Below are 25,724 nucleotides of genomic sequence, written 5' to 3'. Positions count from 1 at the left end.
CACTGAGTAAACGGGCGGTCGCTTCCCGCTGTTCCCGGATTTCGTCACTCCTGCGGGTGATCCTGTGCGGATTTCGTTCGGAATGCGAACTTCTCGCGGAACCGGCCGCCGGTCGGACCGAAAGTCGCGTGACCCTTCCGCCCCGGCGTGCGACCATCGAAGGTAACGGCGCCACCACGGCTGCCGGCCACTGACCGTACGACCGAAGGACCCGATGACCTCCAACGCTTCCTCCTCTTCTTCGAACAACCGCCAGCGCCTCCCGGAGAGCCTTCGGGCCGACGCCCTGATGGAAGAGGACGCGGCCTGGAGCCACGAGATCGACGAGGATCGGGACGGCGACCAGTTCGACCGCTCCGACCGCGCGTCTCTGCGCCGGGTCGTCGGACTCTCCACCGAGCTGGAGGACGTCACCGAGGTCGAGTACCGGCAGCTCCGTCTGGAGCGCGTGGTGCTCGTCGGGGTGTGGACCTCCGGCACCGTCGACGACGCCGACAACTCGCTGGCCGAACTCGCCGCCCTCGCCGAGACCGCGGGCGCCATCGTGCTGGACGGCGTGGTCCAGCGCCGCGACAAGCCGGACCCGGCTACGTACATCGGCTCCGGCAAGGCGCAGGAGCTGCGGGACATCGTCGTCGAGACCGGCGCCGACACCGTGGTCTGCGACGGTGAGCTGAGCCCCGGCCAGCTGATCCACCTCGAGGACGTCGTCAAGGTCAAGGTGGTCGACCGCACCGCGCTGATCCTGGACATCTTCGCCCAGCACGCCAAGTCCCGTGAGGGCAAGGCGCAGGTCTCGCTCGCGCAGATGCAGTACATGCTGCCGAGGCTGCGCGGCTGGGGCCAGTCGCTGTCCCGGCAGATGGGTGGCGGTGGCTCCGGCTCCTCGGGCGGCGGCATGGCCACCCGCGGACCCGGTGAGACCAAGATCGAGACCGACCGGCGGCGCATCCGCGAGAAGATGGCCAAGATGCGCCGGGAGATCGCGGAGATGAAGACCGGCCGCGACCTCAAGCGCCAGGAGCGGCGGCGCCACAAGGTGCCGTCTGTGGCCATCGCCGGCTACACCAACGCGGGCAAGTCCTCGTTGCTCAACCGGCTCACCGGCGCCGGAGTCCTGGTGGAGAACGCCCTGTTCGCCACCCTGGACCCGACGGTTCGGCGCGCCGAGACGCCCAGCGGGCGGCTCTACACGCTCGCCGACACGGTCGGGTTCGTCCGGCACCTGCCGCACCACCTGGTCGAGGCGTTCCGCTCCACCATGGAGGAGGTCGGCGACGCCGACCTGATCGTGCACGTGGTGGACGGCTCGCATCCGGTGCCCGAGGAGCAACTGGCCGCGGTCCGCGAGGTGTTCCGCGATGTCGGCGCACTCCAGGTGCCGGAGATCGTGGTGGTCAACAAGGCTGACGCGGCCGACCCGCTGGTCCTCCAGCGGCTGTTGCGGGCCGAGAAGCACGCCATCGCGGTGTCCGCGCGCAGCGGGCAGGGCATCGACGAGCTTCTGGAGATCATCGACGACGCGTTGCCGCGCCCGCAGGTGGAGGTCGAGGCACTGGTGCCTTACACCCACGGCGGGTTGGTCTCCCGGGCGCATGCCAACGGCGAGGTGCTCTCCGAGGAGCACACCGGCGAAGGCACGCTGCTGCGGGTGCGGGTGCACGAGGATCTGGCCGCAGAGCTGGCGCCGTTCACCCTCGCCGCCCAGCACTGACCGGAGTTCGACCGGCCACCGGGCCGAGGTCCGCCTCCTGGGCGCACGACAACGGGTAAGGGTCCGCCTCCTGGAGGCGGACCCTTACCCGTCACTGCGCTGTCACCGTCACCCGGCTCAGCTGAACTTCTTGCTCACTCCGTCGTAGAGCTTCTTCGCGTCCGCGCCCAGCCGGGGCCCCGCCAGCCACGTTGCCGTGACCGGGCCGATCGAGGTGTTGCTGACCAGCCCCTGCTTGCCGTCCGGCATCGTGGCGAACCACCCGCCACCGGAGGCACCGCCGGTCATCGTGCAGCCGAGCCGGTACTCCGTCGGTGCCGAGGCGAGCAGCGACAGCCGGCCCGGCTTGCCCTGGCAGGCGTACATCCGCTGGCCGTCGTAAGGCGCCTCCGCCGGGTAGCCCCATGCGCCGATGGTCTTGATCTGCGTCGTCGAGGGAGCGTCGAACCACACCGGCATCGCCGCCCCGACCGTCTCCTGCAGCGACTTGCCGCCGGAGCCCTTCGCGGGCGTCACGTGCAGCACCGCGAAGTCGTACGGCGACCCGCCGCCGCCCTCCTCGGAGCCGGAGTCGATCCACTCGTCCGAGGTGCCGGCCCAGTCCGCCCACCACACGCCGTACGGCGCGAGCTTGTCCACGCCCGCGTTCGCCAGCGCGGCCGCGCTCTGACCGGCGTCGTTGTAGTCGGGCACGAAGGCGATGTTGCGGTACCAACCGCCGCTCTTGCCCGCGTGGACGCAGTGCCCGGCCGTCCACACCAGGTTCGACTTGCCCGGGTGCGCCGGATCGTCGACCACCGTGGCCGAGCAGACCATGGGCCCCTTCGGGCTGTCGAAGAAGAGCTTGCCGACCGCCGGCGCGTTGTCGTGGTACGGCGAGCCGACCTTCCTGGCCGCCTCGGGCGCCGGCACCGGGTCGGTCTTCCCCTGGTCGGCGGGCACATCCGCGGGCACCTGCTTGTCGTCCTGATCGGCGCCCTTCATCCGGTCGTTGCTCCACAGACCGTCGATCACCGGGTTGACGAAGTCCTGGGCCTTGCGCAGCCACGACGACTTGTCCCAGTTCTTCCAGCCGCCGTCCTTGTACGCCTGTTCCCACTTCTTCAGGTCGCCGAGGCTCGTGGGCAGTGACGTAGGCAGCTTGGGCAGTGTCTTCCTGGCCGCCGCGGTGGCACTCGGCGACGTCGTCGCCTTGGCGTCGTCGCTCCCGGACGGCCCGCACGCGGTGGCCGCGCCCGCGAGAAGTGCCGCGGCCGCCACGGCGATCAGCGGCCTGCGTATCGATGGCATGGACGTATGTCCCCCTGATTCGTGCGTTCGTGGCTCGTGTGCTGCCTGATTCATGGACGGCACCGGACCTGTGGGCGGTTCCGCGCGGGAAAGTCGGGCGACGGCCCGTGATCGGTCGGTGACCGCGTCGTTAGTACGGATGGGGGACGGACGGAACGCCGAGCAGGAGGAGAGCACACGTGGCGGCCACTTCGAGCGTGCCGGGACAACTCACGGCACCCGCCGAAGACTTCGGTGCGGGGGAGGCGATCCTGCGCAGACAGGCACAGCGCGAGTCCGCGGCGCGCACGTACGCGCGGTCGCTGCCCGTGGTACCGGTCCGCGCCCGCGGGATGACCATCGAGGGCGCCGACGGCCGTCGCTACCTGGACTGCCTGTCAGGCGCGGGCACGCTGGCGCTCGGCCACAACCACCCGGTGGTCCTGGAAGCGGTCAGGCGGGTGCTGGACTCCGGCGCGCCCCTGCACGTCCTGGATCTCGCCACGCCCGTGAAGGACGACTTCACCACCGCCCTGTTCGAGACGCTGCCACCCGCGCTCGCCGACCACGGCCGCATCCAGTTCTGCGGCCCGGCCGGCACCGACGCGGTCGAGGCGGCCATCAAGCTCGCCCGGATCGCCACCGGCCGGACCGGCCTGCTCGCCTTCTCCGGCGCCTACCACGGCATGACCGCGGCGGCCCTCGCGGCCACCGGCGACACCGACGCGCGAGCCACCGCCGAGGCGGACGCGCGCGTCACCCGGCTGCCGTATCCGTACGACTACCGCTGCCCGTTCGGGACCGGGGGCGAGCGCGGTGCGGAGCTGTCCGCGCGGCTGACGGCCAGTCTGCTCGACGACCCCAAGGGCGGCGTGCAGCAGCCCGCGGCGATGCTGCTGGAGCCCGTCCAGGGCGAGGGCGGCGTCATCCCGGCCCCGGATACCTGGCTGCGCCGGATGCGGGAGATCACCGCGGCCCGCGGCATCCCGCTGATCGCCGACGAGGTGCAGACCGGAGTCGGCCGCACCGGTACGTTCTGGGCGGTCGAGCGCAGCGGCATCGTGCCCGACGTGATGGTGCTGTCCAAAGCCATCGGCGGCAGCCTGCCGCTCGCGGTGATCGTCTACCGCGAGGAACTGGACGCCTGGCACCCAGGTGCCCATGCCGGCACCTTCCGCGGCAACCAACTCGCCATGGCCGCGGGCACCGCCACGATCCGCTACGTGGCGCGGAACGCGCTGCACGAGCGGGCCGAGGAGGTCGGGTCCCGCATCCTGCGCCGGCTGCGCGGTCTGGCCGCCCACCACGCCTGCATCGGCGACGTGCGCGGCCGCGGCCTGATGATCGGCGTCGAACTCGTGGACACCGGCGCCGAGCCCGACGACCGCGGGGCGCTGCCTGCCGCGCCGCGTCTCGCCGCCCGCGTCCAGCAGGAGGCCCTGCGGCGCGGTCTGATCATCGAACTGGGTGGTCGGCACTCCAGCGTCGTACGGCTGCTGCCACCGCTGACGATCACCGACGAGCAGGCCGAAGCCGTACTGGACCGGCTCTCCGACGCCGTCGCTGCCGCCGACGTGCCCGACGCCGGCAGCCGTGGCGGCCCCATCGGCGGGCGGGCCAGGGGGATCGACACCCTGCGAGCGGGCGAGGCACAGCCGGCGGGCACCCCGTGAGGGCGACCACCGCACCGCGGGCACGCCGGCGCGCAGGATGCCGATCCCCGCTCCGCTCGGCCGGCCGGCTCCTGACCGCGTCACGACCCGACCGCGACGGTGGGGCGCGGCAGCCGTGCCCCACCGCGTGCCACGCCGAGCCGTTGCCCCGGCGCACGGCGCCGCCGCCCCGAAGCGCACCGACCCACCAAGGCACATCACCCCCGCCCCCGTACAGCACTGCCGCACCGCCGTACCGCCGTACCGACAAGTGAGGCCCCTGGCATGACCGCACCCGTGGACCCCGCCGGCACCGACCGCCATGACACCGCCACCTCCGTGCCGCCCCAGCGGGCACGCACCCCCCGGATCGTGACCGGTCCCGACCCGCTGGCTCGCGAGGAGCCGTATGCCGTGGCCGACGCCGCCGGCACCGAGGCACTGCTGCGCTGCTGGACCCGCGAGAAGGGCCTGGCACAGCCGGCCGACGAGCTGCTGCGGGTGCCGCTGCCGGCGGCGGGCACCGCGGCCGGTGCGGTCGTCCACCACTGGTCCGCCACCGGCCACCACCGCTTCGGGCCCGTCCGGCTCACCACGGCCGACCAGCGGCCGCTGACCGCGGTCGAACTCGCCGCGCTGCTGGCCCGGGAGAGCGGCGCCGACCCGGCGGAGGGCGCCGACCTGGTCGCAAGGGTGGCGGACTCGGTACGCCGGACCGCCGTCTTCGTCACCGACCGGCGCGAACGCCCCGGCCACGGTGATCCCGAACTGCCGTTCCTCGACTCCGAGCAGGCGCTGATCCTCGGCCACCCGCTGCACCCGACGCCCAAGAGCCGCGACGGCCTGGGCGACGCCGAGTCGGCGGCCTACTCGCCCGAGCTGCGCGGCGCCTTCCCGCTGCACTGGTTCGCGGTGGACACCTCGCTGCTCGCCACCGATTCGGCGTGGACCGATCGCGGCCGCCCGGTGTCCGCGCCCGACCTGCTCACGGCACTGGCCGGGCCAAGCCCTGTGCTGCCCGCCGGTACCGCGCCGCTGCCGTTGCACCCGTGGCAGGCACGCGAGGTCCGCCATCGGCCCGCCGTACAGGAGCTGTTCGACGCCGGGCTGCTGCACGACCTGGGCACCCTCGGGGACCCGTGGCACCCCACCTCGTCGGTGCGCACGGTCTACCGGTCGGGCGAACAGGTCATGTTGAAGCTGTCGCTGGCCCTGCGCATCACCAACTCCCGCCGGGAGAACCTCCGCAAGGAGCTGCTGCGCGGCACCGAGGTGCACCGGCTGCTGCGCAGCGGGCTGGCCGCCCGCTGGCACGAGACCTATCCCCGGTTCGACATCGTTCGTGACCCCGCCTGGCTGGGCGTGGACGACAGGGACGGCCGCCCGCTGCCAGGTCTTGACGTCGCCCTGCGGCACAACCCGTTCGGGCCCGGCGCGCAGGCGCACTGCGTGGCCGGACTGACCTCCCCGCGGCCCTGGCCGCGACTGCCCGCACCGGCGCTGGTCTCCCGGCTCGCGGTGCTCGTCGGCCGCCTCTCCGAGCGGAGCGGACGGCCGGGGACCGCGGTCGCCACCGAGTGGTTCCTGCGCTACCTCGACGAGGTGGTCCGGCCGGCGCTGTGGCTGGACGGCGAGGCGGGCATCGCGCTCGAGGCGCACCAGCAGAACACCATCGTGCTGCTCGACGCCGACGGCTGGCCGCGCGGCGGCCGCTACCGCGACAACCAGGGCTACTACTTCCGCGAGTCGCACCGCGACGCCCTGGAACGCCAACTGCCCGGCATCGGCGCCCACAGCGACACCTTCGTCGCCGACGAGGTGGCCGACGAGCGGTTCGCCTACTACCTCGGCATCAACAACGTCCTCGGCCTGATCGGCGCCTTCGGCGCGCAGCGGCTCGCCGACGAGGAGGTGCTGCTCGCCGCCTTCCGCCGGTTCCTCGCGGGCGTGGCGGGCGGCTCCAGCCGCCTCCCCGAGCGACTGCTGCACAGCCCGCAACTGCGCTGCAAGGCCAACCTGCTGACCCGGCTGCACGGAATGGACGAACTCGTCGGGCCGGTCGACACCCAGTCCGTGTACGTCACCCTGCCCAACCCGCTGGCCCGCTGAGCGGCGGCACGCACCACCGCCGACCGGCCTCTACGCCCCGCCCGCGCGGCCCTTCCGCGCCCGACCGGGACAGGAAGGAGTTCCGTTGCCATCCGCCGACTCCAGTACCGAGGACACCCTCGACCTGAAACTGCCACCGGAGGTCCTCGCGCTGTTCTCGGACAGCGCCGTGGGGGAGCCGACGGGCGGCGGGGGCGCGGCGGGAGCAGCCGGTGGCGTCGCGGGCGGGCTGCTCGACGGCATCGCGGCCTGGCCGGCCGCCGAAACACCGGCCGGGCCCTTCCGGCTGGTCCCGGTCGTCCCTGACCGGGACCTCGCGGTCCTCACCCGGTGGATGAACGATCCGGCAGTCGCCGAGTTCTGGGAACTGGCCGGCGAGCAGCGGGTCACCGAGGCCCATGTGCGGGCCCAACTCGACGGCGACGGCCGCAGCGTGCCCTGCCTCGGCGTGCTCGACGGCAGTGCGATGAGCTACTGGGAGGTGTATCGCGCCGACCTCGACCCGATCGCTCGCTACTACCCCGCCCGGCCGCACGACACCGGCGTCCATCTGCTCATCGGCGGTGTCGCCGACCGCGCCCGCGGCCTGGGCGGCACGTTGCTGCGCGCGGTCTCCGACCTGGTCCTGGACCACCGCTCCGCCTGTGGCCGGGTGATCGCCGAACCGGACCTGCGCAACACCCCCTCCGTGGCGGCCTTCCTCGCCGCCGGCTTCCGGCTCTCCGCGGAGGTCGACCTGCCGGGGAAGCGCGCCGCCCTGATGATCCGCGACCGAGCCCTGCGTCACCGCGTCTGACACGGTGCCCGACCGCGTCCGGCGGTGTCCGACCGCATCCGATCGCGACCGGACGCCGCCGAGCACGCCCGACCGCGCCGGTCGTGTCCGACCGGCGGCGGCCGCTTCGCAAAGCAGCCCTTCCGTCCCGTCCGCAGGAGCCCACCGTGACGATGCCATCCCCGACCGAGTCCGGCGCCGCGTGGGAGCGCGCGGCCAGGCGGCTGCTCGCCAAGATGCTCGCCGAGTTCGCCTACGAAGACGTGATCGCGCCGCAGCCCGACCCGGCGTCCGGCCCCGACGCGTACCGGGTCGACGTCGCACCCGACGTCACCTACCGCTTCCGCGCGCGCCGCGGCTCGTACGGGAGTTGGTACGTGGACGCGGGCAGCATCACCCCGACCGGCGACCCGCTGCACTTCCTCGCGCACGGCCACGACAGCGTGCTCGGGCTCAGCGGCGACACCACGGGCCACCTGATCAGGGAACTGCTCGCCACGCTGTGCGCCGATGTGCGACTGGACGCCACCGCGCTGCCGGCCGCCGAGCTCGCCGACCTCGGCTACGCCGAACTCGAAGGGCACCAGACCGGCCACCCATGGCTCGTGGCCAACAAGGGCCGTATCGGGTTCTCGGACGCCGACGCGGCGCACTGGGCGCCCGAAGCCCGCAGACGCCACCGACTGCCGTGGATCGCCGTCCACCGCGACCTCGCCGAATACCGGGGCACCGGCACCCTGAACACCTCCGACCCGCTCTACGCCGAGGAACTCGCCCCCGAGACCCTCGACTCCTTCCACCGCACGATCGCCGACCACGACCGCAATCCCGCCGACTACCTGCTGCTGCCCGTCCACCCCTGGCAGTGGGAACAGGTCGTCGCCCCGCTCTTCGCACCCGCGATCGCCGACAGGTCCATCATCCACCTCACCACTGACAACGACCTGCGGCTGCCGCAGCAGTCGATCCGCACGTTCCTCAACACCAGCCGGCCGCACCGCCGCACCGTCAAGCTCCCGCTGTCGGTGCTCAACACCCTGGTCTGGCGCGGCCTGCCCACCGAGCGCACGCTGGCCGCCCCCGCGGTCACCGGCTGGGTGCACACGCTGCGCGACCACGACCGGTTCCTGCGCGACGAGGCCCGGGTGATCCTGCTCGGCGAGGTGGCGTCCGTCACCGTCGCCCATCCGCAATACGACAAGATGCCCGCGGTGCCCTATCAGTACCGCGAACTGCTTGGCTGTATCTGGCGCGAGCCGCTGACCGCGTACCTCGCTCCCGGCGAGCGCGCACGGACGCTTGCCGCACTGCTGCACACCGACCCGGCGGGCCGCGCCTTCACGGCCGAACTCGTCGCCCGGTCAGGGCTTTCCCCGCGAGTGTGGCTGCGACACCTCTTCGCCGCGCTTCTCCCTCCTTTGCTGCACTTCCTCTACCGGTACGGCACGGTGTTCTCCCCGCACGGCGAGAACGCGATCGTCGTCTACGACGAGCACGACATCCCGGTGCGGCTGGCGGTGAAGGATTTCGTCGACGACGTGAACGTCTCCGCCCAGCCGCTGCCGGAACACGACACCATGCCGGCGGACGTCCGCGCCGTGCTGCTCACCGAGTCGCCGGAATTCCTCACCCAGTTCATCCACTCGGGCCTGTTCATCGGAGTGTTCCGCTATCTCGCGCCGTTGTGCGAGCAGCAACTCGGCGTTCCCGAAAACGAGTTCTGGGCGCTGGTACGGGAGGAGATCGTGCGCCACCAGGAGCGCTTCCCCGAACTCAAGGAGCGGTTCGCGCTGTTCGACCTCTTCGCCCCGCGGATCGCCCGGTTGTGCCTCAACCGCAACCGTCTGCACCTCGACGGGTACCGCGACCGGGCCAACCGCCCGCACGCCGCCGTGCACGGGACCGTGGCCAATCCGCTCTGCGGGCCCTGAGCGCGCCGCCTGGCGCCGAGACGCCCCGCCGGGCGCCGCTACGATCGGTCCGACGACGGCTGAGCCGACGAACGGCCCGACGGCGGGAGTGGGATGGGCGAGGAAACCGGCGGCGGGGCATGCCCGGAGTGCGGCAGCGGCGGCGCCCACCCCGGGCAACTGGTCTGCCAGGGCTGCTACGTGCCCTTCGCGCTGATGGCACCCGTCCCCGGCGCGGACCGCACGGACGCGGTGGGCCCCACGGACGCGGTGGGGCCCACCGACTCGGGGGAGACCGCGCAGCCGGCCGACGCGAGGCCCGAACCCGACGGGAGGCCCGAACCCGACGCACGCCCGGAACCCGAGCCGCACCCCGACCACACCCGGGTCATCGGCCGCCTCGCGAACACCGAGGCGGGCAGCGCCAGGACCCGCAGGGACGGCCCGTCGCGCGCCCTGCGGCTGAGCTTCCCTGGCGGTCAGGTCGTCGAGGTCGAACCCGGCCGGCAGGTCCGGCTGGGCCGCGAGCGGCGGCTGTGCCCCGCGGTCGGATTCCTCGCCGCCCACGACAACCTGTCCCGCCTGCACGCCACCGTCAGGGTCGAGCCGGACGGCTCCGCCTCCCTCACCGACGAGGGCTCCACGAACGGCACGTACCTGCACGGCTACCGGCTCCCGCCCCACGAACCCGCCGTGCTGAACCCGGGCGACGCCATACGGCTCGCCGCCGACGTCACCGTTCGGGTGCTGGCCTGACCGCCGCGTAGGAGGCCACACACCGGGCGAGCGGATGCTCGGCACCCAGGGCGGCGGCCGTGTCGCCCGCCAGCTCCGCGAGGCGCCTGGCCACCGAGGACGCGCCGTTGAGTCCCTCCAGCACGCGCGCCCGGCCGAAGAGCGCCGCGAAGGACGCCGGCGCCCTCTCCGCGTCATGCCGCGCCAGCTGCTGGAGCGCCTGCCAGTACCGCTGGTCGGCGTCGGCGAACCGGCCGGACATGAGCAGTCCCTCGCCTTCCTCCAGCAACGCCCACACCACATGCCGCGTCCCGCGGTCCAGCGCCGTCGGCGTGTGTGGCACGCGGCCCGGCTGCCGCAACTCCCTCAGCCGCAGCGCCACCTCGCCCGCGGTCGACGGGCGCTCCGCCGGGTCCTTGGCGAGCAGTTCGTGCACCAGGTGCGCGAGGCCGGCCGGCACCTCGGGCCGGCGCCGCTCGATCCGTTCCGGCGTCTCGTGCACATGCGCGTACGCGTATCCGACGACGTTGCCCGCGGAGAACGGCGGACCCTCGGCGAGGAGCGCGTACAGCACGCAACCGAGGGAGTACAGGTCCGACTGCGCGGTGACCTCCCGGCCGTGCGCCTGCTCGGGCGACAGGTACGGCGGGGAACCCATGACGGCCTGCGGGTCCGTGTACCGGGTGCGCTGCGGGTCGCGCTGCGCCACCAGACCGAAGTCGCAGATCTTGACGGCGCCGTCGGGCAGCAGCATCAGGTTCTCCGGCTTGATGTCCCGGTGCACCAGGCCGTGCTCGTGGGCGTGCTGCAGGCCCGCGGCGATCTGGGCGCCGTAGGCGAGGACGTCGGCGACCGGGAGGCCGCCGAGGTCCAGCAGCACCTCGCCGAAGTCCCGCCCTGACAGCAGTTCCATCACCAGGAAGGGACGGCCGTCGTGCTCGCCCGCGTCATGGATGGTCGCCACGTTGGGATGGCTGAGCGCGGCGGCGGCGACGGCCTCCCGGCGGAACCGGCCCTCGCGCGCGTTGCGCTCGCCCTCGGCCCATTCGGCGCGCAAGGTCAGCACCTTTACTGCCACCCGGCGTCCCAAACCCAGATCGACGGCCGCGTACACCTGCCCGAAGCCGCCGCCGCCCAACCGCTCCTCCAGCCGGTAGCGGCCGCTGAGCAGCGTCCCGGCCCCGATCCGGTCCGGCGGTACGCCCGTCCCGCCCACTCCGCCTCCGCTCACTCGCGTGCGCCCCTCACTCCTGTGCCGTTCAGTCGCGCCCAGGTGACCCGTGGGCCGGTGATCCGTGTCCCTGCGCCCCGTGCGCCGGTGACTCGTCCGCCATCCGCCACAGGTCGGACGGCAGGCCCACCATCGTCGGGTCCGCGGCCGCGGCGGCCTGCTGCGGTCCGACCGTACCGTCCGTTGCGTCGTCCTCGAACACGAACTGACGGCCGCTGGGCAGCAGTTCCAGGCGCTCGTGCAGCACGATCGCGTCCCCGCGGCGCAGCTGCCAGCGCGTGCCGTGGAACAGCGGCAGCAACTCGTCCCCGGTCGGCCGCCGGCGGCGGACGCGGGTGCCGTTGGCGCTGCGCTCGTCGACGACGGTCAGCCCGGTCCCGTCGTACTCCAGCAGCACATGCGTGCGGCTGACGGAGTCCACCGCCTTGTCGTCGATCCAGGCGCCGAGGGCGACCCCGCCGCCCGCGGGGGCCCGGCCGACCGCGAGCGGCTCGCCGGCCGTCACCATGAAGCGGCCGCGAACCGTGCCGTCCATGACCACCTTCATCTGCGCGCGGCGCGGCCGCGGCCCGGCGTCGGACAGCGGCAGTCCGTGGGTGGGGCACAGCACCCGCTTGCCCCGGCGGCGGGGCAGCGCGGTGCCCGGATGTTCGCCCGCCCCGAACAGCGGGCAGTCCGCTTGCGGGCAGCGCCAGTCCCGGCTGAGTACATCCCGGTGCGCCGACGGTGCCCAGCGCCTGAGCACCCCTGCCTCCAGCAGCAGGCCCTCCTCCTCCTTACGCGAGATCTGCCACTCCGGGGGCACCGGCATGATCCGCGGGCGCACCACCAGCGCCCCGTCAGGGCCGAGCAGCGGGCGCAGGAAGTGGTCCCGGTCACCCGGAATCCACGGGTAGGCGCGGTGGAAGTCGAGGAAGTTGTCCGCGCTGACCACTTGCAGTTCAAGCGTGTCCGCGAGCTCCAGGATGCGGTCGTCGGCCCTGGGCAGGACCTCCAGCAGCCGGTCGCGGTACCAGCCCGCCAGGCGCTCGCGCTCCTCAGCTGTCAGGCGGCCGTCGGTCAGCAGCGAGCGGTCCGTGATCGGGTAGACCTGCACCGCGGGGTCGTGGGCGAACTCCGCCAGCGCGTCGAGCAGCGCCTCGAAGCGGCTCAGGTCCGCCGCTCTGTCACCGCCGAGGGCTGGTTCGCGGACGACGTTCGCCACGTCGATCACGTATTCCGCGGCCGAGGCATCAAGCGTCAAGCGGCTCTCGCACTGCATATGACCAGAAGCTAGCACCGCCCGACCGAGGCGGTCCCGGGAATGTCCGGCCGGTGACCGGACCGGCCGGACCCGGACCGCGCTGTCGGTGCGGCGCCGTAGGCTGGCCCTCCTATGACTGCCACCACCCCACCCGCCCTCACCGACCTGCTGCACGCCGCCGTCACCGCCGTCGGCGGGGTGGAGCGGGAAGGCCAGGTCGCCATGGCCGAAGCCGTACAGGCCGCCGTGGAAGACCAGTCCCATCTGCTCGTCCAGGCCGGCACCGGCACCGGGAAGTCGCTCGGCTACCTGGTGCCCGCCCTGGCACACGGCGAGCCCGTGGTGGTGGCCACCGCCACTCTCGCCCTCCAGCGGCAGTTGGTGGAGCGGGACCTGCCGCGCACGGTGCAGGCGCTGAAGCCGCTGCTGCGCCGCGAACCGGCGTACGCGATGCTCAAGGGCCGTTCCAACTACCTGTGCCTGCACCGTCTGCACGAAGGCGTGCCGCAGGACGACGAGGACGGCCTCTTCGACCCCTTCGAGGCCGCCGCGCCGACCAGCAAGCTCGGCAAGGACCTGCTGCGGCTGCGTGACTGGGCCGACGAGACCGAGACCGGTGACCGGGACGGACTCAGCCCCGGGGTCTCGGACCGCGCCTGGAGCCAGGTCTCGGTCACCTCCCGGGAGTGCCTGGGCGCCACCAAGTGCGCCTACGGCGCCGAGTGCTTCGCCGAGGCGGCCCGCGAGCGGGCCAAGCTCGCCGAGGTCATCGTGACCAACCACGCACTGCTGGCCATCGACGCCATCGAGGGTGCCCCGGTGCTGCCGAGCCACGAGGTGCTGATCGTCGACGAGGCGCATGAACTGGTCTCACGCGTCACGGGGGTCGCCACCGGCGAGCTGAGCCCCATCGGGGTCAACCGCGCCGTCAAGCGCGCCGCCAAACTGGTCAACGAGAAGGCCGCGGACGCCCTCCTGAGCGCCGGCGAGGGTTTCGAACGGGTGATGGAGCTGGCCCTGCCCGGGCGGCTGGAGGAGATCCCCGAGGACCTCGCGTACGTACTTGCCGCGCTCCGCGACGCGTGCCGGCTGGTGATCACCGCGCTCGGCGAGACCCGGGACAAGTCCGTGCAGGACGAGGACGTGATCCGCAAGCAGGCCCTGGCCTCCGTCGAGCACGTGCACGAGGTCGCAGAACGCCTGGTGCAGGGCTCGGAGTACGACGTGGTGTGGTGCGAGCGGCACGACCGGTTCGGCGCGTCGCTGCGGGTGGCGCCGCTGAACGTGTCGGGTCTGCTGCGCGAGAAGCTCTTCAACGACCGCTGCGTGGTGCTCACCTCCGCCACCCTCAAGCTGGGCGGCGACTTCAACGGGGTGGCGGCCTCGCTCGGTCTGTCCCCGGAGGGCGTGAAGGCCCCGGAGGGCGAGGAGGAGGTGCCGCCCTGGAAGGGCATCGACGTCGGCTCGCCCTTCGACTACCGCAGGCAGGGAATCCTCTACGTGGCCCGGCACCTCGCCCAGCCGGGCCGGGACTCCGGCCGCGAGGACATGCTCGACGAACTGGCCGAGCTGATCGAGGCGGCCGGCGGACGCACCCTGGGGCTCTTCTCGTCGATGCGCGGCGCCCAGGCGGCCGCGGAGGCGATGCGCGGGCGGCTGGAACACCCGGTGCTGCTCCAGGGCGAGGAGACGCTGGGCGAGCTGATCCGCACCTTCGCCGAGGACGCCGGCACCTGCCTGTTCGGCACGCTGTCCTTGTGGCAGGGAGTGGATGTGCCGGGCGTGAACTGCCAGTTGGTGGTGATGGACCGGATTCCCTTCCCCCGGCCGGACGATCCGCTGATGAGCGCGCGGCAGAAGTCGGTGGAGGAGCACGGCGGAAACGGCTTCATGGCGGTCGCCGCCACCCACGCGGCGCTGCTGATGGCCCAGGGCGCGGGGCGGTTGATCCGCGCCTCCGGCGACCGCGGTGTGGTGGCCGTGCTCGACCCGCGGCTGGCCACCGCGCGCTACGGGGGCTTCCTGCGCTCCTCGATGCCCGAGTTCTGGTACACCAACGACCGCAACCAGGTGCGGAGGTCGCTGGCGGCGATCGATGCAGCGGCGGCGCGGCCGGCAACCGCCGAGACGGTTGAGGCCGAGGCCTGACAGGGCCGTCGCGGCGGTGTACGGGCCCCTGAGCGGCCCGTAGCGCTCGCGGTGGCCCTCCGGATACACAGATACGGCGAAGGGCCCGGCAGCCCGCCCACAGCGGCCTGTCGGGCCCTGTCCAGCCGGGTCGAGCCCGGCTCCGAACAATCGCCGAGCGCCGGGTCAGATCCGGCGCAGCACTGCCACGACCTTGCCGAGGATCGTGGCCTCGTCACCGGGGATCGGCTGGTACGCCGCGTTGTGCGGCAGCAGCCACACGTGGCCGTTGTCCCGCTTGAAGCGCTTCACGGTCGCCTCGCCGTCCAGCATCGCCGCGACGATGTCGCCGTTCTCGGCGACCGGTTGGCGCCGTACGGTCACCCAGTCGCCGTCGCAGATGGCCGCCTCGATCATCGAGTCGCCGACCACCTTGAGCACGAACAGCTCGCCGTCACCGACGAGCTGGCGCGGCAGGGGGAAGACGTCCTCGACGGACTCCTCGGCCAGGATGGGACCGCCCGCCGCGATCCGGCCGACCAGCGGCACGTACGAGGCCGAGGGCTTGCCGGTGGTGTCGGTGGGCTGCGGGTGGCCAGCGTCCGACGCGCGGACCTCGTACGCGCGCGGGCGGTGCGGGTCGCGGCGCAGGAATCCCTTCCGCTCCAGCGCCATGAGCTGGTGGGCGACCGACGAGGTGCTGGACAGGCCGACGGCCTGGCCGATCTCGCGCATGGACGGCGGATATCCGCGGCGCTGCACCGAGTCCCTGATGACCTCGATGACGCGGCGCTGGCGCTCGGTCAGCCCCGAGCTGTCGGCGCGAATTCCCGGGGGCCGTCCGGGGAGGGCGCGCGCCGGCTTCGGGGTGCTGTCTTCGTTCGTCACGTCCAACGGGCCGATTCCGTCCGGGGAGCGGTCATGCTCGGGCAATGTGCCGGTGGCGCTCTCTGCGGTGGTGGTCACGGCGGCCCCTTTCGAGTTGTTCTCCACCGCATGGACTGCGGTCGGCCCGCCTCCGCGTGCGGGCAGTTAGTACAACGGTAGTGGGTTTCGAAAGGTTGCGCCAAACACACGTTCGAGTGAATTAGCGAAAATCCGCTGACGTGATCAAGGTACCGGGTGTATTGATCGAATGGAAGTTCGATTCCCGCATTGCCTCCGGCGTGGCGGTCGAGGCGCCGCCCAGGGCGCCCGCGGAGAGCGCGGACCGGGTGCGCGCATTTCGGTCGGCTCAGTGTCGCACCGGCTCGCGGAGTGCGCCCCGCGGGCCCGCTCCCATACGCTCCGGCATGTCGCGAACGCCCTCCGTGGCCGTCGCGCGGCCACGACACGCGGATCGCACCCCCTGATGCGCGGGCACCAGATCTAGTGGTTGGATAGGGCCCGGCCACCACAAGTTGTGGTTTCCAAGCGGGCCCAGTGGCTTCAAAGCCGCAGCGATCGCCTATGCTTGAGGCTGCTTCCGGGGTTCTGGCAGGACCTCGCGGAAGCATGTTCGTCGTGCGCTCACCGTGGGTGAGGGAGGGAGTGGGAAGACCGTGCACTGCCCCTTCTGCAGACACCCCGACAGCCGCGTCGTCGACAGCCGGACCACCGACGACGGTGCCGCGATCCGTCGCAGGCGCCAGTGCCCCGACTGCGGGCGGCGCTTCACGACCGTCGAGTCGGCCTCGCTGATGGTGATCAAGCGCAGCGGCGTCACCGAGCCCTTCAGCCGCAACAAGGTGATCGCAGGCGTGCGCAAGGCGTGCCAGGGCCGGCCGGTCACCGAGGACGCCCTCGCGCTGCTCGGGCAGCGGGTCGAGGAGGCCGTCCGCGCCACCGGCAGCGCCGAGCTGTCCACCCATGACGTGGGACTGGCCATACTCGGTCCGCTCCAGGAACTCGACCTCGTCGCCTACCTGCGCTTCGCGAGCGTCTACCGGGCCTTCGACTCGCTCGACGACTTCGAGCGGGCCATCACGGAGCTGCGCGAGCAGCTCCCACCCATGACTCCCGGCGGGCTTGACGAGGACCTCGGGGTCCCCGCGTCCGCGGGCACCGACTGACCGGCGTCGGGACACGGATTTGCCGACGCGCGCCCTAGCGCGCCGAGGCGTCAGACAACACATCGTGCTGCGGGAAGAACCGCGCACATCAGGGCGTTTGCCCATATTGGGAGGCGGAATGACCGAGACGACGAGCGGCCCGGCACGCGGTTCACGCACCAAGGGGTCGAAGGTGAACAAGGGCCTGCGTATCGAGCGCATCCACACCACCCCCGGCGTGCACCCGTACGACGAGGTGGTCTGGGAGCACCGTGACGTCGTCATGACGAACTGGCGCGACGGGTCGATCAACTTCGAGCAGCGCGGTGTGGAGTTCCCCGACTTCTGGTCGGTGAACGCGACCAACATCGTCACGAGCAAGTACTTCCGTGGTGCGGTCGGCAGCCCCAAGCGCGAGAAGAGCCTCAAGCAGCTCATCGACCGGGTCGTGCTCACGTACCGCAAGGCGGGCGAGAAGCACGGCTACTTCGCGGGCCCCGCGGATGCCGAGATCTTCGAGCACGAACTGACGTACGCCCTGCTGCACCAGGTGTTCAGCTTCAACTCGCCGGTGTGGTTCAACGTCGGCACCGCCCAGCCGCAGCAGGTCTCCGCCTGCTTCATCCTGTCGGTCGACGACTCCATGGACTCGATCCTCGACTGGTACAAGGAAGAGGGGATGATCTTCAAGGGCGGCTCGGGCGCCGGCCTGAACCTCTCCCGCATCCGCTCCTCCAAGGAACTGCTCTCCTCCGGCGGCAACGCCTCGGGCCCGGTCTCCTTCATGCGCGGCGCCGACGCTTCCGCGGGCACCATCAAGTCGGGCGGCGCCACCCGCCGCGCCGCCAAGATGGTGGTCCTGGACGTCGACCACCCCGATGTCGAGGCGTTCATCGAGACCAAGGTCAAGGAAGAGCAGAAGATCCGCGCGCTGCGCGACGCGGGCTTCGACATGGACCTGGGCGGGGACGACATCACGTCCGTCCAGTACCAGAACGCGAACAACTCCGTCCGGGTCAACGACGAGTTCATGAAGGCCGTCGAGGGCGGCCGGCAGTTCGGGCTGCGTGCCCGGATGACCGGCGAGGTCATCGAGCAGGTCGACGCCAAGTCGCTGTTCCGCAAGATGGCCGAGGCGGCCTGGGCCTGTGCCGACCCCGGCATCCAGTACGACGACACCATCAACCACTGGCACACGTCGCCGGAGAGCGGCCGTATCACCGCGTCCAACCCGTGCAGCGAGTACATGCACCTGGACAACTCCAGCTGCAACCTCGCCTCGCTCAACCTGATGAAGTTCCTGCGCCACGACGACGAGGGGCACCAGACCTTCGACGCGGCGCGCTTCGCCAAGGTCGTCGAGCTGGTCATCACCGCGATGGACATCTCCATCTGCTTCGCGGACTTCCCGACCGAGAAGATCGGCGAGACCACCCGCGCCTTCCGCCAGCTGGGCATCGGCTACGCGAACCTGGGCGCGCTGCTGATGGCGACCGGCCACGCGTACGACTCGGACGGCGGCCGCTCGCTGGCCGGCGCCATCACCTCCCTGATGACCGGCACGTCCTACAAGCGGTCGGCCGAACTGGCCGCGGTGGTCGGCGCGTACGACGGCTACGCGCGCAACGCGGACGCGCACAACCGCGTCATGAAGCAGCACTCCGACGCCAATGCGACGGCCAAGCGGGTGGACGACCTCGACACCCCGGTGTGGGCGGCGGCCACCGAGTCGTGGCAGGACGTCATCCGACTCGGCGAGAAGAACGGTTTCCGCAACGCCCAGGCTTCGGTGCTCGCCCCCACCGGCACCATCGGCCTGATGATGGACTGCGACACCACGGGCGTGGAGCCCGACCTGGCGCTGGTCAAGTTCAAGAAGCTGGTCGGCGGCGGCTCCATGCAGATCGTGAACAACACGGTCCCCGTGGCGCTCAAGCGCCTCGGCTACCAGGAGGAGCAGGTCGAGGCGATCGTCGCCCACATCGCCGAGCACGGCAATGTGATCGACGCGCCCGGCCTGAAGACCGAGCACTACGAGGTCTTCGACTGCGCCATGGGCGACCGGGCGATCTCCGCCATGGGCCACGTCCGGATGATGGCCGCGGCCCAGCCGTTCCTGTCGGGCGCCATCTCCAAGACGGTCAACCTGCCGGAGTCCGCGACCGTCGAGGAGGTCGAGGAGGTCTACTACGAGGGCTGGAAGCTCGGCCTGAAGGCCCTCGCGATCTACCGCGACAACTGCAAGGTCGGCCAGCCGCTGTCGGCGAAGAAGAAGCAGGACACCAAGGTCGACACCGCCGCGGAGGCGCAGGCTCCCGTCCAGGTCGAGAAGGTCGTCGAGTACCGCCCGGTCCGCAAGCGTCTGCCCAAGGGCCGCCCGGGGATCACCACCTCCTTCACCGTCGGTGGCGCCGAGGGCTACATGACGGCCAACTCCTACCCGGACGACGGCCTCGGCGAGGTCTTCCTGAAGATGTCCAAGCAGGGCTCGACCCTCGCGGGCATGATGGACGCCTTCTCGATCGCCGTCTCCGTCGGCATGCAGTACGGAGTCCCGCTGGAGACCTACGTCTCGAAGTTCACCAACATGCGCTTCGAGCCGGCCGGCCTCACCGACGACCCGGACGTGCGGATGGCGCAGTCCATCGTGGACTACATCTTCCGCCGCCTGGCACTGGACTTCCTGCCGTTCGAGACCCGCTCCGCGCTGGGCATCCACTCCGCCGAGGAGCGCCAGCGGCACCTCGACACCGGTTCCTACGAGGCCGGTGAGGACGACGTCGACGTCGAGGGCCTGGCCCAGTCCGCGCCGCGCCACGTGGAGGTCGCCAAGCCGCTGTCCGCGGCCAAGCCGGCGGCCGCGGTCCCGGCGCCCAAGGAGGCCCACAACTCCACCGAACTGCTGGAGATCCAGCTCGGCCTGAATGCCGACGCCCCGCTGTGCTTCTCCTGCGGCACGAAGATGCGGCGCGCCGGGAGCTGCTACCTCTGCGAGGGCTGCGGTTCGACCAGCGGCTGCAGCTGAGCACGCTGATTCCCGGTTGAGACCGGGTGGCTGACCGGCCGGGCGGCACCGCGTGACGCGGTGCTGCCCGGCCGGTCGCGTTCTTCCCCCGGTCCTGGCAGGCGCGTGCCGGTTGCGACGTTCGGGTGAACATCGGGGAGGCGGTGTTTCGCGCGTCAAGGGGGCGAGGGGAATAGCTCCGGAGGAAGGGCGATTGATTCCGGACGAAGATCGATTCGTGCCCGCGGGAGCCGTGCACGTGCAAGGGGGAAGACCATGTCAGGTGTGGACATTCGTTACGTCGGCGGGCCCACGGCGGTCGTGGAGGTCGGAGGGCTGCGCCTGCTCACCGACCCCACGTTCGACGAGCCGGGGGAGTACCCGATCGGCGCGCGGGCGCTGGTGAAGACGGCGGGTCCGGGCGTGGCACCGGCCGAGATCGGGCCGCTCGACGCGGTGCTGCTGTCGCACGACCAGCATCCGGACAACCTCGACCGGGCAGGGCGGGCGCTGCTGGCCGAGGTCCCGCTGGTGCTGAGCACGCGATCCGCGCACGACCGGGTGGTCGGCCCGGTGCGCGCCCTGGGCAACTGGGAGCACATCGACCTGCCGCGCCCGGACGGAGGCGTGCTGCGGGTCACCGGCGTGCCGGCGCAGCACGGACCGGACGGCAGCGAGAAGCTGGTCGGTGAGGTCACCGGTTTCGTCCTGTCGGGCAGCGGCTTGCCGACGGTCTACATCAGCGGGGACAACGCTTCGCTCGACGTGGTGCGGGCCATCGCCGACCGCTTCGGTCCCTTCGACGTGGCCCTGCTCTTCGCCGGGGCGGCCCGCACCGCGCTGGTGCCGGACGGCACGCTCACCCTCACGAGCGCGCAGGCGGCGGAGGCGGCCGCGATCCTGGACGCCCGGCAGGTGGTGCCGCTGCACTTCGAGCAGTGGGCGCACTTCACGCAGGACGGCGCCAGTGTCGAGGCGGAGTTCGCCGCAGCGGGTCTCGCGGACCGCCTGCACCGCTTGGGACCGGGCGCCTCCGTCGCGCTGTGAGTGCTCCCTCGCGGTGCCGGAATGGATCGGGTGAGGTGCCCGACGCCACTACGATGGCGCGGTGTTGGTCAAGTGGATGCGCTGCGGGGTCGTCGATCGACCGGGGTTCGACCGGGGACAGCGCCGATGGGTGGCGCTGCGCCAGCAGCCGGGGTTCCTCGGCCAGGGCGGAGGGTGGAGCCGAGCCCAGCCGGGAGTCGCGCACCTGTTCGGCTTCTGGGACGACCGGCGCTCGTACGACGCCTTCATGGCCGGTCCGCACGACGGCGTCGCCGCCGCGCAGCAGGGCACGTACGAAATGCTCGCGGTGCGGCTGTTCGAGCACCGGCTGGATGTGAAGGTCGGTTTCGAGCCACTCTTCGCCGACACCGATCTGCTCAGAGTCGCGCTGTGCAAGGTGCGGCCGGAGCGCGTCGACCACTTCACGCAGATGCAGGAGCGGGTGTGGAACCCGGCCATGGCCGGGTCGCCCGGGATGCTGCGCGGGGCCTTCGGCCGGGGCGAGACGGACGACTTCCTGGTGTTGTCGATGTGGGACTCCGCCACGGAGCACGGCAAGTACCGGGAAGGGGCCGTGGAGCGGCTGTCCGAGCGTGCCGGGCTGGACGCCGATGTGCTCTCCGTGGCCGGCGACGTGGTGGACGTGGTGCAGGCATGGACGGTCTGAGCGGGGACGCCGATCCGGTCGGCACCGGCCACGGCGTCCGGGCATCCGGTCGGCGCGGCTCGGTGGCGGAAAGGCGTCGTGGTGGCGAGCGCAATAGGCTGGCCGGTATGGGACGCCCTCACCGCATCGTGCTCATCCGGCACGGCGAGTCCCAGGGCAATGAGGACGACAGCATCTACGAAAGGGTGCCCGACCATGCCCTGGAGTTGACCGCCGACGGCCGAAGGCAGGCCGCGACGGCGGGCGCCCGGCTGCGCGCGGTGTTCGGTGGGGAGCGGGTGCAGGCGTTCGTCTCCCCGTACCGGCGGACCTGGCACACCTACGAGGAGTTGGGCCTGGACCCGGCGCTGGCCACGGCGCGCGAGGAGCCCCGGCTGCGGGAGCAGGACTGGGGCAACTGGCAGGACCAGGAGGACATCCAGCGCCAGCGCAAGGCCCGAGACGCCTATGGCCACTTCTTCTACCGGTTTGCGATGGGGGAGAGCGGCGCCGACGTCCACGACCGGGTGGGCGCGTTCCTGGAGACCCTCTACCGCGCCTTCGACAAGCCGGACTTCCCTCCGAACGTGCTGCTGGTCACGCACGGGCTGACGATGCGGCTGTTCTGCATGCGCTGGTTCCACTGGACGGTCGAGGAGTTCGAGACGCTGTCCAACCCGTCCAACGCCGAGACCCGCATGCTGCTGCTGCAGCCCTCCGGCCGCTACATCCTGGACCGGCCGTTCGAGCGGTGGGGAACCCCCGGCCCGCCCGGCGGCGGGTTGCAGTGAGCGCGGGTTCGGTGCCGCATGGCCGAACCCGGCCGACCTCTCCCGCGCCCATGCCTGGTGCCGTGACCGCGCCCCGTCCCCGTTCGCCGCGACCTCACCCGGAGGCCAGCCGCGCCGCTCCGCCCAGGAAGCACGCGAACGCCGCGGCGGCCGCCCAGGTCCGTACGGTGTCCAGCCGCTCCCAGCGGCGGATCGCCGCCTGCCAGCCGTGCGGCGGTGCGCCGGCGCGCCATGCGAGGACAGCCGCGTTGATCGGCACGGTTCCGGCGAAGGTGGTCACCGTCCAGAGGAGGAGGGCGGCCATTCCCGCGCACTGGAAGCCGAAGCCGCGGCCTCCGGCGTTCCCCACGGTGGCGGCCATGGCGGTCGCGAGCGTCGGGACGTAGACGGCGGGAACCGCGATGCGCAGGCTCCGGATGAGCGCCTGCCGGAGCTCGATGTGCTGCTGGTCGGCCAGCACGGCGAGCGGCCGCCGCACCCCGCAGCGGACCGCGTACTCGGCTCCGGCCAGCAGGCCGGCGAAGAAAAGGCTGACGAACGCGACGACGTTCACGGGGCTCCTCTCGACTTCCCTTCCGCCCCGGCACCCGGAAAGCGGGTCGGGCTGCGGAGCATATTTACTGCGACTAGAAAAATACAGTAACAGAAAAATTCTGGACGCCGGACTATCCTGCCGTCATGAGTGCGCGAACGGTGGACTGGGCGGCGCTGCGCGCGTCGCGGCAGGTGGATGCCGCCGGTACCGAGGGTCTGCGCGAGCGCAAGAAGCGGTTGATGCGGCAGCGGCTCTCGGATGTGGCGACCGAGATGTTCGTCGAGCGGGGCTTCGACGCGGTGCGCGTCTCGGAGATCGCCGATGCGTGCGGAGTGTCCGAGAAGACGGTCTTCAACTACTTCCCGACCAAGGAGTCGCTGGTCCTGGACCTGCCGGATGCCACGATGGCCGCGCTGCGCTCCGGCCTCGCCGACCCGGGCGTCCCGGTGGTCGAAGCGATGCTGCGCATCCTGGCCGACGAACTCGGAGCCATGACGGCCTGGTTGGACACGCAGGACGACCCGGCGGGGGCCGTCGCCGCGATGGGGCGGTTCGGCGCCCTGATCCGGGCCACGCCGGCACTGCGTGCCCATCAGCGGGACATGACCGACCAGTTGATCGCCGCGGCCGCCCGGACGCTGGCAGCACGCGCCGGCGCCGGTCGGGACGACCCGGAGCCGTGGATCGCCGCGACCGCCCTCCTCGGCCTGTGGCAGGTCCAGCATCGCGCGCTGCGTACGCACATGGACGCCACCCTCACGCCAGAGTCGATCAGGGCGGCGGTCACCGCCGACGTTCGCCGCGCCGCCCGGCTCCTCGACGCCGGGCTGGCCGGATTCCCGCGGACTCCCGACGCGCGGACGACAGACCCGCGGACGGCAGACCCGCGCCCGATCGACCCGCGGCCGACCGACGAGCAGCCCCGTACGGAGCCTGCCGACGGCCCTGCTTAGGTCGCGTGCCGCGCCGCCACGAGCCGCGGCCCTGCCCGCCGCCAGCCCGCCGTACGTCCGCCCGTCGACGGGCGCCGCCCCGTACGATCCCCTGGCGCCTGGCCGGGCGGTCAGTACGATGCGTCAGATGAAAGCGAAGGTTCCGACGCCATGATTCCCGAGCCTGCCCCTGGTCCCGGCCGGGCCGATTCCGCCGCCGCCCCGACCCCTGACTCCGGCCGCCTGGCGCGTGCCACGGCCAGCCTGCGCGGGCTGGCGGTCGGCGACGCACTCGGGTCGCAGTTCTTCGTGCCGGCCAACTACCCCGCCCTCCAGAGCGGCGAGCTGCCGCCGGGGCCGTGGGCGTGGACGGACGACACGGAGATGGCGTGTTCGGTCCTGGCGGTGCTCACGTCGCACGGCCGGATCGACCAGGACGCGCTCGCGTGGTCCTTCGCGGAGCACCATGACTTCGACCGCGGCTACGGCCCCGCCGTGAACCGGATGCTGCGGCTGGTCCGCCAGGAGGGCGCCGACTGGCGCGAACTCGCCGCCGGGCTGTTCAACGGGCAGGGCTCGTGGGGCAACGGGGCGGCGATGCGGATCGCGCCGCTGGGCGCCTGGTACGCGGGCGACCCCGAGCAGGCCACCCACCAGGCCGAGATCTCCGCCTACACCACCCACCAGCACCGGGAGGCCGTGGCCGGCGCGATGGCGGTCGCCGCCGCTGCCGCGCTCGCCGCCGACCCCGCGGGGCCCGGCGACCCGGACGCGCTCCTGGGCACGGTGCTGGACCTGGTGCCGCGCAGCGCCGTGCACGCCGGCATCCGACGGGCCCGCGACATGCTGGACTACGCCGACGTGGCGACCGTCGCAGCGGTGCTCGGCTGCGGCCGACGCACCAGCGCCCACGACACGGTGCCCTTCACCCTGTGGGCCGCCGCACGCCACCTGGACGACTACGAGCGGGCGTTCTGGACCACCGCGCGGGCCGGCGGCGACGTGGACACCAACTGCGCGATCGTCGGCGGCATCATCGCCGCCCGCCCCGGCGGCGAACCGCCCGCCACCTGGACACGGCGGACCGAACCGCTGCCGGAGTGGGCCGCAGTGGCCTGATCGCAACGCGCGTGCTGCCTCCAACCGGCGGGCACGTGCCGTCCGTTCGTGCCGCCCGGTGCCGCCGATCACCCCTCTACAGGCGGGCCGTTGCCGAGAGGTAGGCTGAGTGCGTCATGCCGTACGTACCGCCCACCCACACCGTCGAGCGTTCGATGCGCGCCACCCTCGGCGTACGCACCGTCGCTGGTGTGGACGAGGTGGGGCGTGGCGCGTGGGCCGGGCCGGTCACGGTGTGCGCGGCGGTCACCGGACTGCGCCGCCCGCCGGAGGGCCTGACCGACTCCAAACTGATCACTCCCAAGCGGCGGACCAAAATGGCCGCTCTCCTCGCCGACTGGGTGACGTCCTACGCGCTCGGCCACGCCTCGCCCGAGGAGATCGACAGCCTCGGCATGACGGCGGCCCTGCGGCTGGCGGCGGGACGCGCCCTGGAGGCGCTGCCCGAGCGGCCGGACGCGGTCATCCTGGACGGCAAGCACAACTACCTGGGCGGGCCCTGGCAGGTGCGGACGGTCATCAAGGGCGACCAGTCATGTGTCGCGGTGGCCGCCGCGTCCGTGATCGCCAAGGTGCGGCGCGATGCCGCGATGGCCGAACTCGGCGCGGAATACGCCCCGTTCGCCTTCGGGGACAACGCCGGGTATCCGTCACCCGTGCACCGTGCGGCACTCGAGGAACTCGGTCCGACCGCGCAGCACCGGCTGTCCTGGTCGTATCTGGACGCGATGCCGCGGTGGCAGCACCTCAAGAAGGTGCGGGACGACGCAGACACAGGGGAACAACTCGGTTTCGATTTCTGATTGGGGAGCCACCCCCCGCTGCGCATTCACAGCTCGTTTGATAGACATCAAC

20 protein-coding genes are annotated in these 25,724 nt (G+C 72.0%); 15 read left to right on the top strand and 5 right to left on the bottom strand.

The window, feature by feature from the left end; translation table 11 throughout:
• The first annotated feature begins 214 nt into the window (after window positions 1–214).
• Window positions 215–1,714 carry a GTPase HflX gene (gene hflX / locus AB0399_RS02415; RefSeq protein ID WP_329364040.1) on the top strand — a complete coding sequence of 500 codons (1,500 nt, stop codon included), beginning with the start codon at window positions 215–217 and terminating at the stop codon, window positions 1,712–1,714.
• Between the two features lie 117 nt (window positions 1,715–1,831).
• Here hflX and AB0399_RS02410 read toward each other — a convergent pair whose 3' ends face one another.
• Complete coding sequence (locus AB0399_RS02410; protein WP_366409984.1) at window positions 1,832–3,004, bottom strand: hypothetical protein; 1,173 nt, start codon at window positions 3,002–3,004, stop codon at window positions 1,832–1,834.
• 197 nt (window positions 3,005–3,201) lie between these two features.
• On the opposite strand from AB0399_RS02410, the gene AB0399_RS02405 reads away from it, so the two are divergent.
• The 5 genes from AB0399_RS02405 to AB0399_RS02385 all read left to right on the top strand — a co-directional run bounded on the left by AB0399_RS02405 (window position 3,202) and on the right by AB0399_RS02385 (window position 10,185).
• Entirely contained in the window at window positions 3,202–4,656 is a 1,455-nt protein-coding gene (locus AB0399_RS02405) for a diaminobutyrate--2-oxoglutarate transaminase family protein (RefSeq protein WP_366410003.1), read from the top strand.
• Between the two features lie 264 nt (window positions 4,657–4,920).
• Entirely contained in the window at window positions 4,921–6,744 is a 1,824-nt protein-coding gene (locus AB0399_RS02400; RefSeq protein ID WP_366409983.1) for an IucA/IucC family protein, read from the top strand.
• An 85-nt stretch (window positions 6,745–6,829) separates the two neighbouring features.
• Entirely contained in the window at window positions 6,830–7,540 is a 711-nt protein-coding gene (locus AB0399_RS02395; protein WP_329364033.1) for a GNAT family N-acetyltransferase, read from the top strand.
• A 152-nt stretch (window positions 7,541–7,692) separates the two neighbouring features.
• Entirely contained in the window at window positions 7,693–9,450 is a 1,758-nt protein-coding gene (locus AB0399_RS02390) for an IucA/IucC family siderophore biosynthesis protein (RefSeq protein ID WP_366410002.1), read from the top strand.
• Window positions 9,451–9,543: 93 nt separating this feature from the next.
• The gene (locus AB0399_RS02385; RefSeq protein WP_366409982.1) at window positions 9,544–10,185 is read left to right on the top strand and encodes an FHA domain-containing protein; all 642 of its coding nucleotides are present in this window, start codon (window positions 9,544–9,546) and stop codon (window positions 10,183–10,185) included.
• Here the strand turns inward: AB0399_RS02385 and AB0399_RS02380 are convergent.
• Together AB0399_RS02380 and AB0399_RS02375 are read right to left on the bottom strand one after the other, a co-directional pair.
• On the bottom strand, window positions 10,163–11,380 hold the full coding sequence (locus AB0399_RS02380; RefSeq protein ID WP_329364029.1) for a serine/threonine-protein kinase: 1,218 nt from the start codon (window positions 11,378–11,380) through the stop codon (window positions 10,163–10,165). The genes AB0399_RS02385 and AB0399_RS02380 overlap by 23 nt on opposite strands.
• Window positions 11,381–11,423: 43 nt before the next feature.
• Window positions 11,424–12,638, bottom strand: coding sequence for an FHA domain-containing protein (locus tag AB0399_RS02375; RefSeq protein WP_329364027.1), 1,215 nt, complete (start codon window positions 12,636–12,638; stop codon window positions 11,424–11,426).
• A 132-nt stretch (window positions 12,639–12,770) separates the two neighbouring features.
• Here AB0399_RS02375 and AB0399_RS02370 point away from each other — a divergent pair, with 132 nt between their 5' ends.
• Window positions 12,771–14,786 (top strand): ATP-dependent DNA helicase, encoded by a 2,016-nt coding sequence (locus AB0399_RS02370; RefSeq protein ID WP_366409981.1) that lies wholly within the window; start codon window positions 12,771–12,773, stop codon window positions 14,784–14,786.
• A gap of 165 nt (window positions 14,787–14,951) precedes the next feature.
• On the opposite strand, the gene lexA is transcribed toward AB0399_RS02370, so the two are convergent.
• The gene (gene lexA, locus AB0399_RS02365) at window positions 14,952–15,731 is read right to left on the bottom strand and encodes a transcriptional repressor LexA (RefSeq protein WP_328470230.1); all 780 of its coding nucleotides are present in this window, start codon (window positions 15,729–15,731) and stop codon (window positions 14,952–14,954) included.
• A 575-nt stretch (window positions 15,732–16,306) separates the two neighbouring features.
• Between lexA and nrdR the strand changes: the two genes are divergently transcribed.
• From nrdR to AB0399_RS02340, 5 genes are all read left to right on the top strand, one after another.
• Window positions 16,307–16,816 carry a transcriptional regulator NrdR gene (nrdR, locus tag AB0399_RS02360; RefSeq protein ID WP_328470232.1) on the top strand — a complete coding sequence of 170 codons (510 nt, stop codon included), beginning with the start codon at window positions 16,307–16,309 and terminating at the stop codon, window positions 16,814–16,816.
• A gap of 118 nt (window positions 16,817–16,934) precedes the next feature.
• On the top strand, window positions 16,935–19,820 hold the full coding sequence (locus AB0399_RS02355) for a vitamin B12-dependent ribonucleotide reductase (protein ID WP_329364024.1): 2,886 nt from the start codon (window positions 16,935–16,937) through the stop codon (window positions 19,818–19,820).
• Window positions 19,821–20,075: 255 nt separating this feature from the next.
• The gene (locus AB0399_RS02350; protein WP_366409980.1) at window positions 20,076–20,846 is read left to right on the top strand and encodes an MBL fold metallo-hydrolase; all 771 of its coding nucleotides are present in this window, start codon (window positions 20,076–20,078) and stop codon (window positions 20,844–20,846) included.
• Window positions 20,847–20,907: 61 nt separating this feature from the next.
• Window positions 20,908–21,513, top strand: coding sequence for a YdbC family protein (locus AB0399_RS02345; protein WP_328470238.1), 606 nt, complete (start codon window positions 20,908–20,910; stop codon window positions 21,511–21,513).
• Between the two features lie 107 nt (window positions 21,514–21,620).
• The gene (locus AB0399_RS02340; RefSeq protein ID WP_329364022.1) at window positions 21,621–22,283 is read left to right on the top strand and encodes a histidine phosphatase family protein; all 663 of its coding nucleotides are present in this window, start codon (window positions 21,621–21,623) and stop codon (window positions 22,281–22,283) included.
• A gap of 94 nt (window positions 22,284–22,377) precedes the next feature.
• Here AB0399_RS02340 and AB0399_RS02335 read toward each other — a convergent pair whose 3' ends face one another.
• Window positions 22,378–22,836, bottom strand: a complete 459-nt coding sequence (locus AB0399_RS02335) for an anthrone oxygenase family protein (protein WP_366409979.1) — start codon at window positions 22,834–22,836, stop codon at window positions 22,378–22,380.
• 125 nt (window positions 22,837–22,961) lie between these two features.
• Between AB0399_RS02335 and AB0399_RS02330 the strand changes: the two genes are divergently transcribed.
• The 3 genes from AB0399_RS02330 (at window position 22,962) to AB0399_RS02320 (ending at window position 25,672) form a co-directional block, all read left to right on the top strand.
• A complete protein-coding gene (locus tag AB0399_RS02330) occupies window positions 22,962–23,771 on the top strand; it encodes a TetR family transcriptional regulator (protein ID WP_366409978.1) in 810 nt (269 codons plus the stop codon).
• Between the two features lie 150 nt (window positions 23,772–23,921).
• Window positions 23,922–24,869 carry an ADP-ribosylglycohydrolase family protein gene (locus AB0399_RS02325; protein WP_366409977.1) on the top strand — a complete coding sequence of 316 codons (948 nt, stop codon included), beginning with the start codon at window positions 23,922–23,924 and terminating at the stop codon, window positions 24,867–24,869.
• A 116-nt stretch (window positions 24,870–24,985) separates the two neighbouring features.
• The gene (locus AB0399_RS02320; protein WP_329364015.1) at window positions 24,986–25,672 is read left to right on the top strand and encodes a ribonuclease HII; all 687 of its coding nucleotides are present in this window, start codon (window positions 24,986–24,988) and stop codon (window positions 25,670–25,672) included.
• Window positions 25,673–25,724 lie beyond the last annotated feature (52 nt).

The organism is Streptomyces sp. NPDC088194 (assembly GCF_040702025.1).
In the GTDB taxonomy this organism is placed as follows: Bacteria; Actinomycetota; Actinomycetes; order Streptomycetales; family Streptomycetaceae; genus Actinacidiphila.
The sequence above is the reverse complement of the archived record's forward strand: the minus strand, read 5'-3'. Positions and strand labels throughout refer to the sequence as shown.

Coding starts and splice junctions, on each gene's coding strand:
- hflX (WP_329364040.1), top strand. CDS start 215: ATGACCTCCAACGCTTCCTCCTCTTCTTCGAACAACCGCCAGCGCCTC.
- AB0399_RS02410 (WP_366409984.1), bottom strand. CDS start 3,004: ATGCCATCGATACGCAGGCCGCTGATCGCCGTGGCGGCCGCGGCACTT.
- AB0399_RS02400 (WP_366409983.1), top strand. CDS start 4,921: ATGACCGCACCCGTGGACCCCGCCGGCACCGACCGCCATGACACCGCC.
- AB0399_RS02390 (WP_366410002.1), top strand. CDS start 7,693: ATGCCATCCCCGACCGAGTCCGGCGCCGCGTGGGAGCGCGCGGCCAGG.
- AB0399_RS02385 (WP_366409982.1), top strand. CDS start 9,544: ATGGGCGAGGAAACCGGCGGCGGGGCATGCCCGGAGTGCGGCAGCGGC.
- AB0399_RS02370 (WP_366409981.1), top strand. CDS start 12,771: ATGACTGCCACCACCCCACCCGCCCTCACCGACCTGCTGCACGCCGCC.
- AB0399_RS02355 (WP_329364024.1), top strand. CDS start 16,935: ATGACCGAGACGACGAGCGGCCCGGCACGCGGTTCACGCACCAAGGGG.
- AB0399_RS02350 (WP_366409980.1), top strand. CDS start 20,076: ATGTCAGGTGTGGACATTCGTTACGTCGGCGGGCCCACGGCGGTCGTG.
- AB0399_RS02340 (WP_329364022.1), top strand. CDS start 21,621: ATGGGACGCCCTCACCGCATCGTGCTCATCCGGCACGGCGAGTCCCAG.
- AB0399_RS02330 (WP_366409978.1), top strand. CDS start 22,962: ATGAGTGCGCGAACGGTGGACTGGGCGGCGCTGCGCGCGTCGCGGCAG.
- AB0399_RS02325 (WP_366409977.1), top strand. CDS start 23,922: ATGATTCCCGAGCCTGCCCCTGGTCCCGGCCGGGCCGATTCCGCCGCC.
- AB0399_RS02320 (WP_329364015.1), top strand. CDS start 24,986: ATGCCGTACGTACCGCCCACCCACACCGTCGAGCGTTCGATGCGCGCC.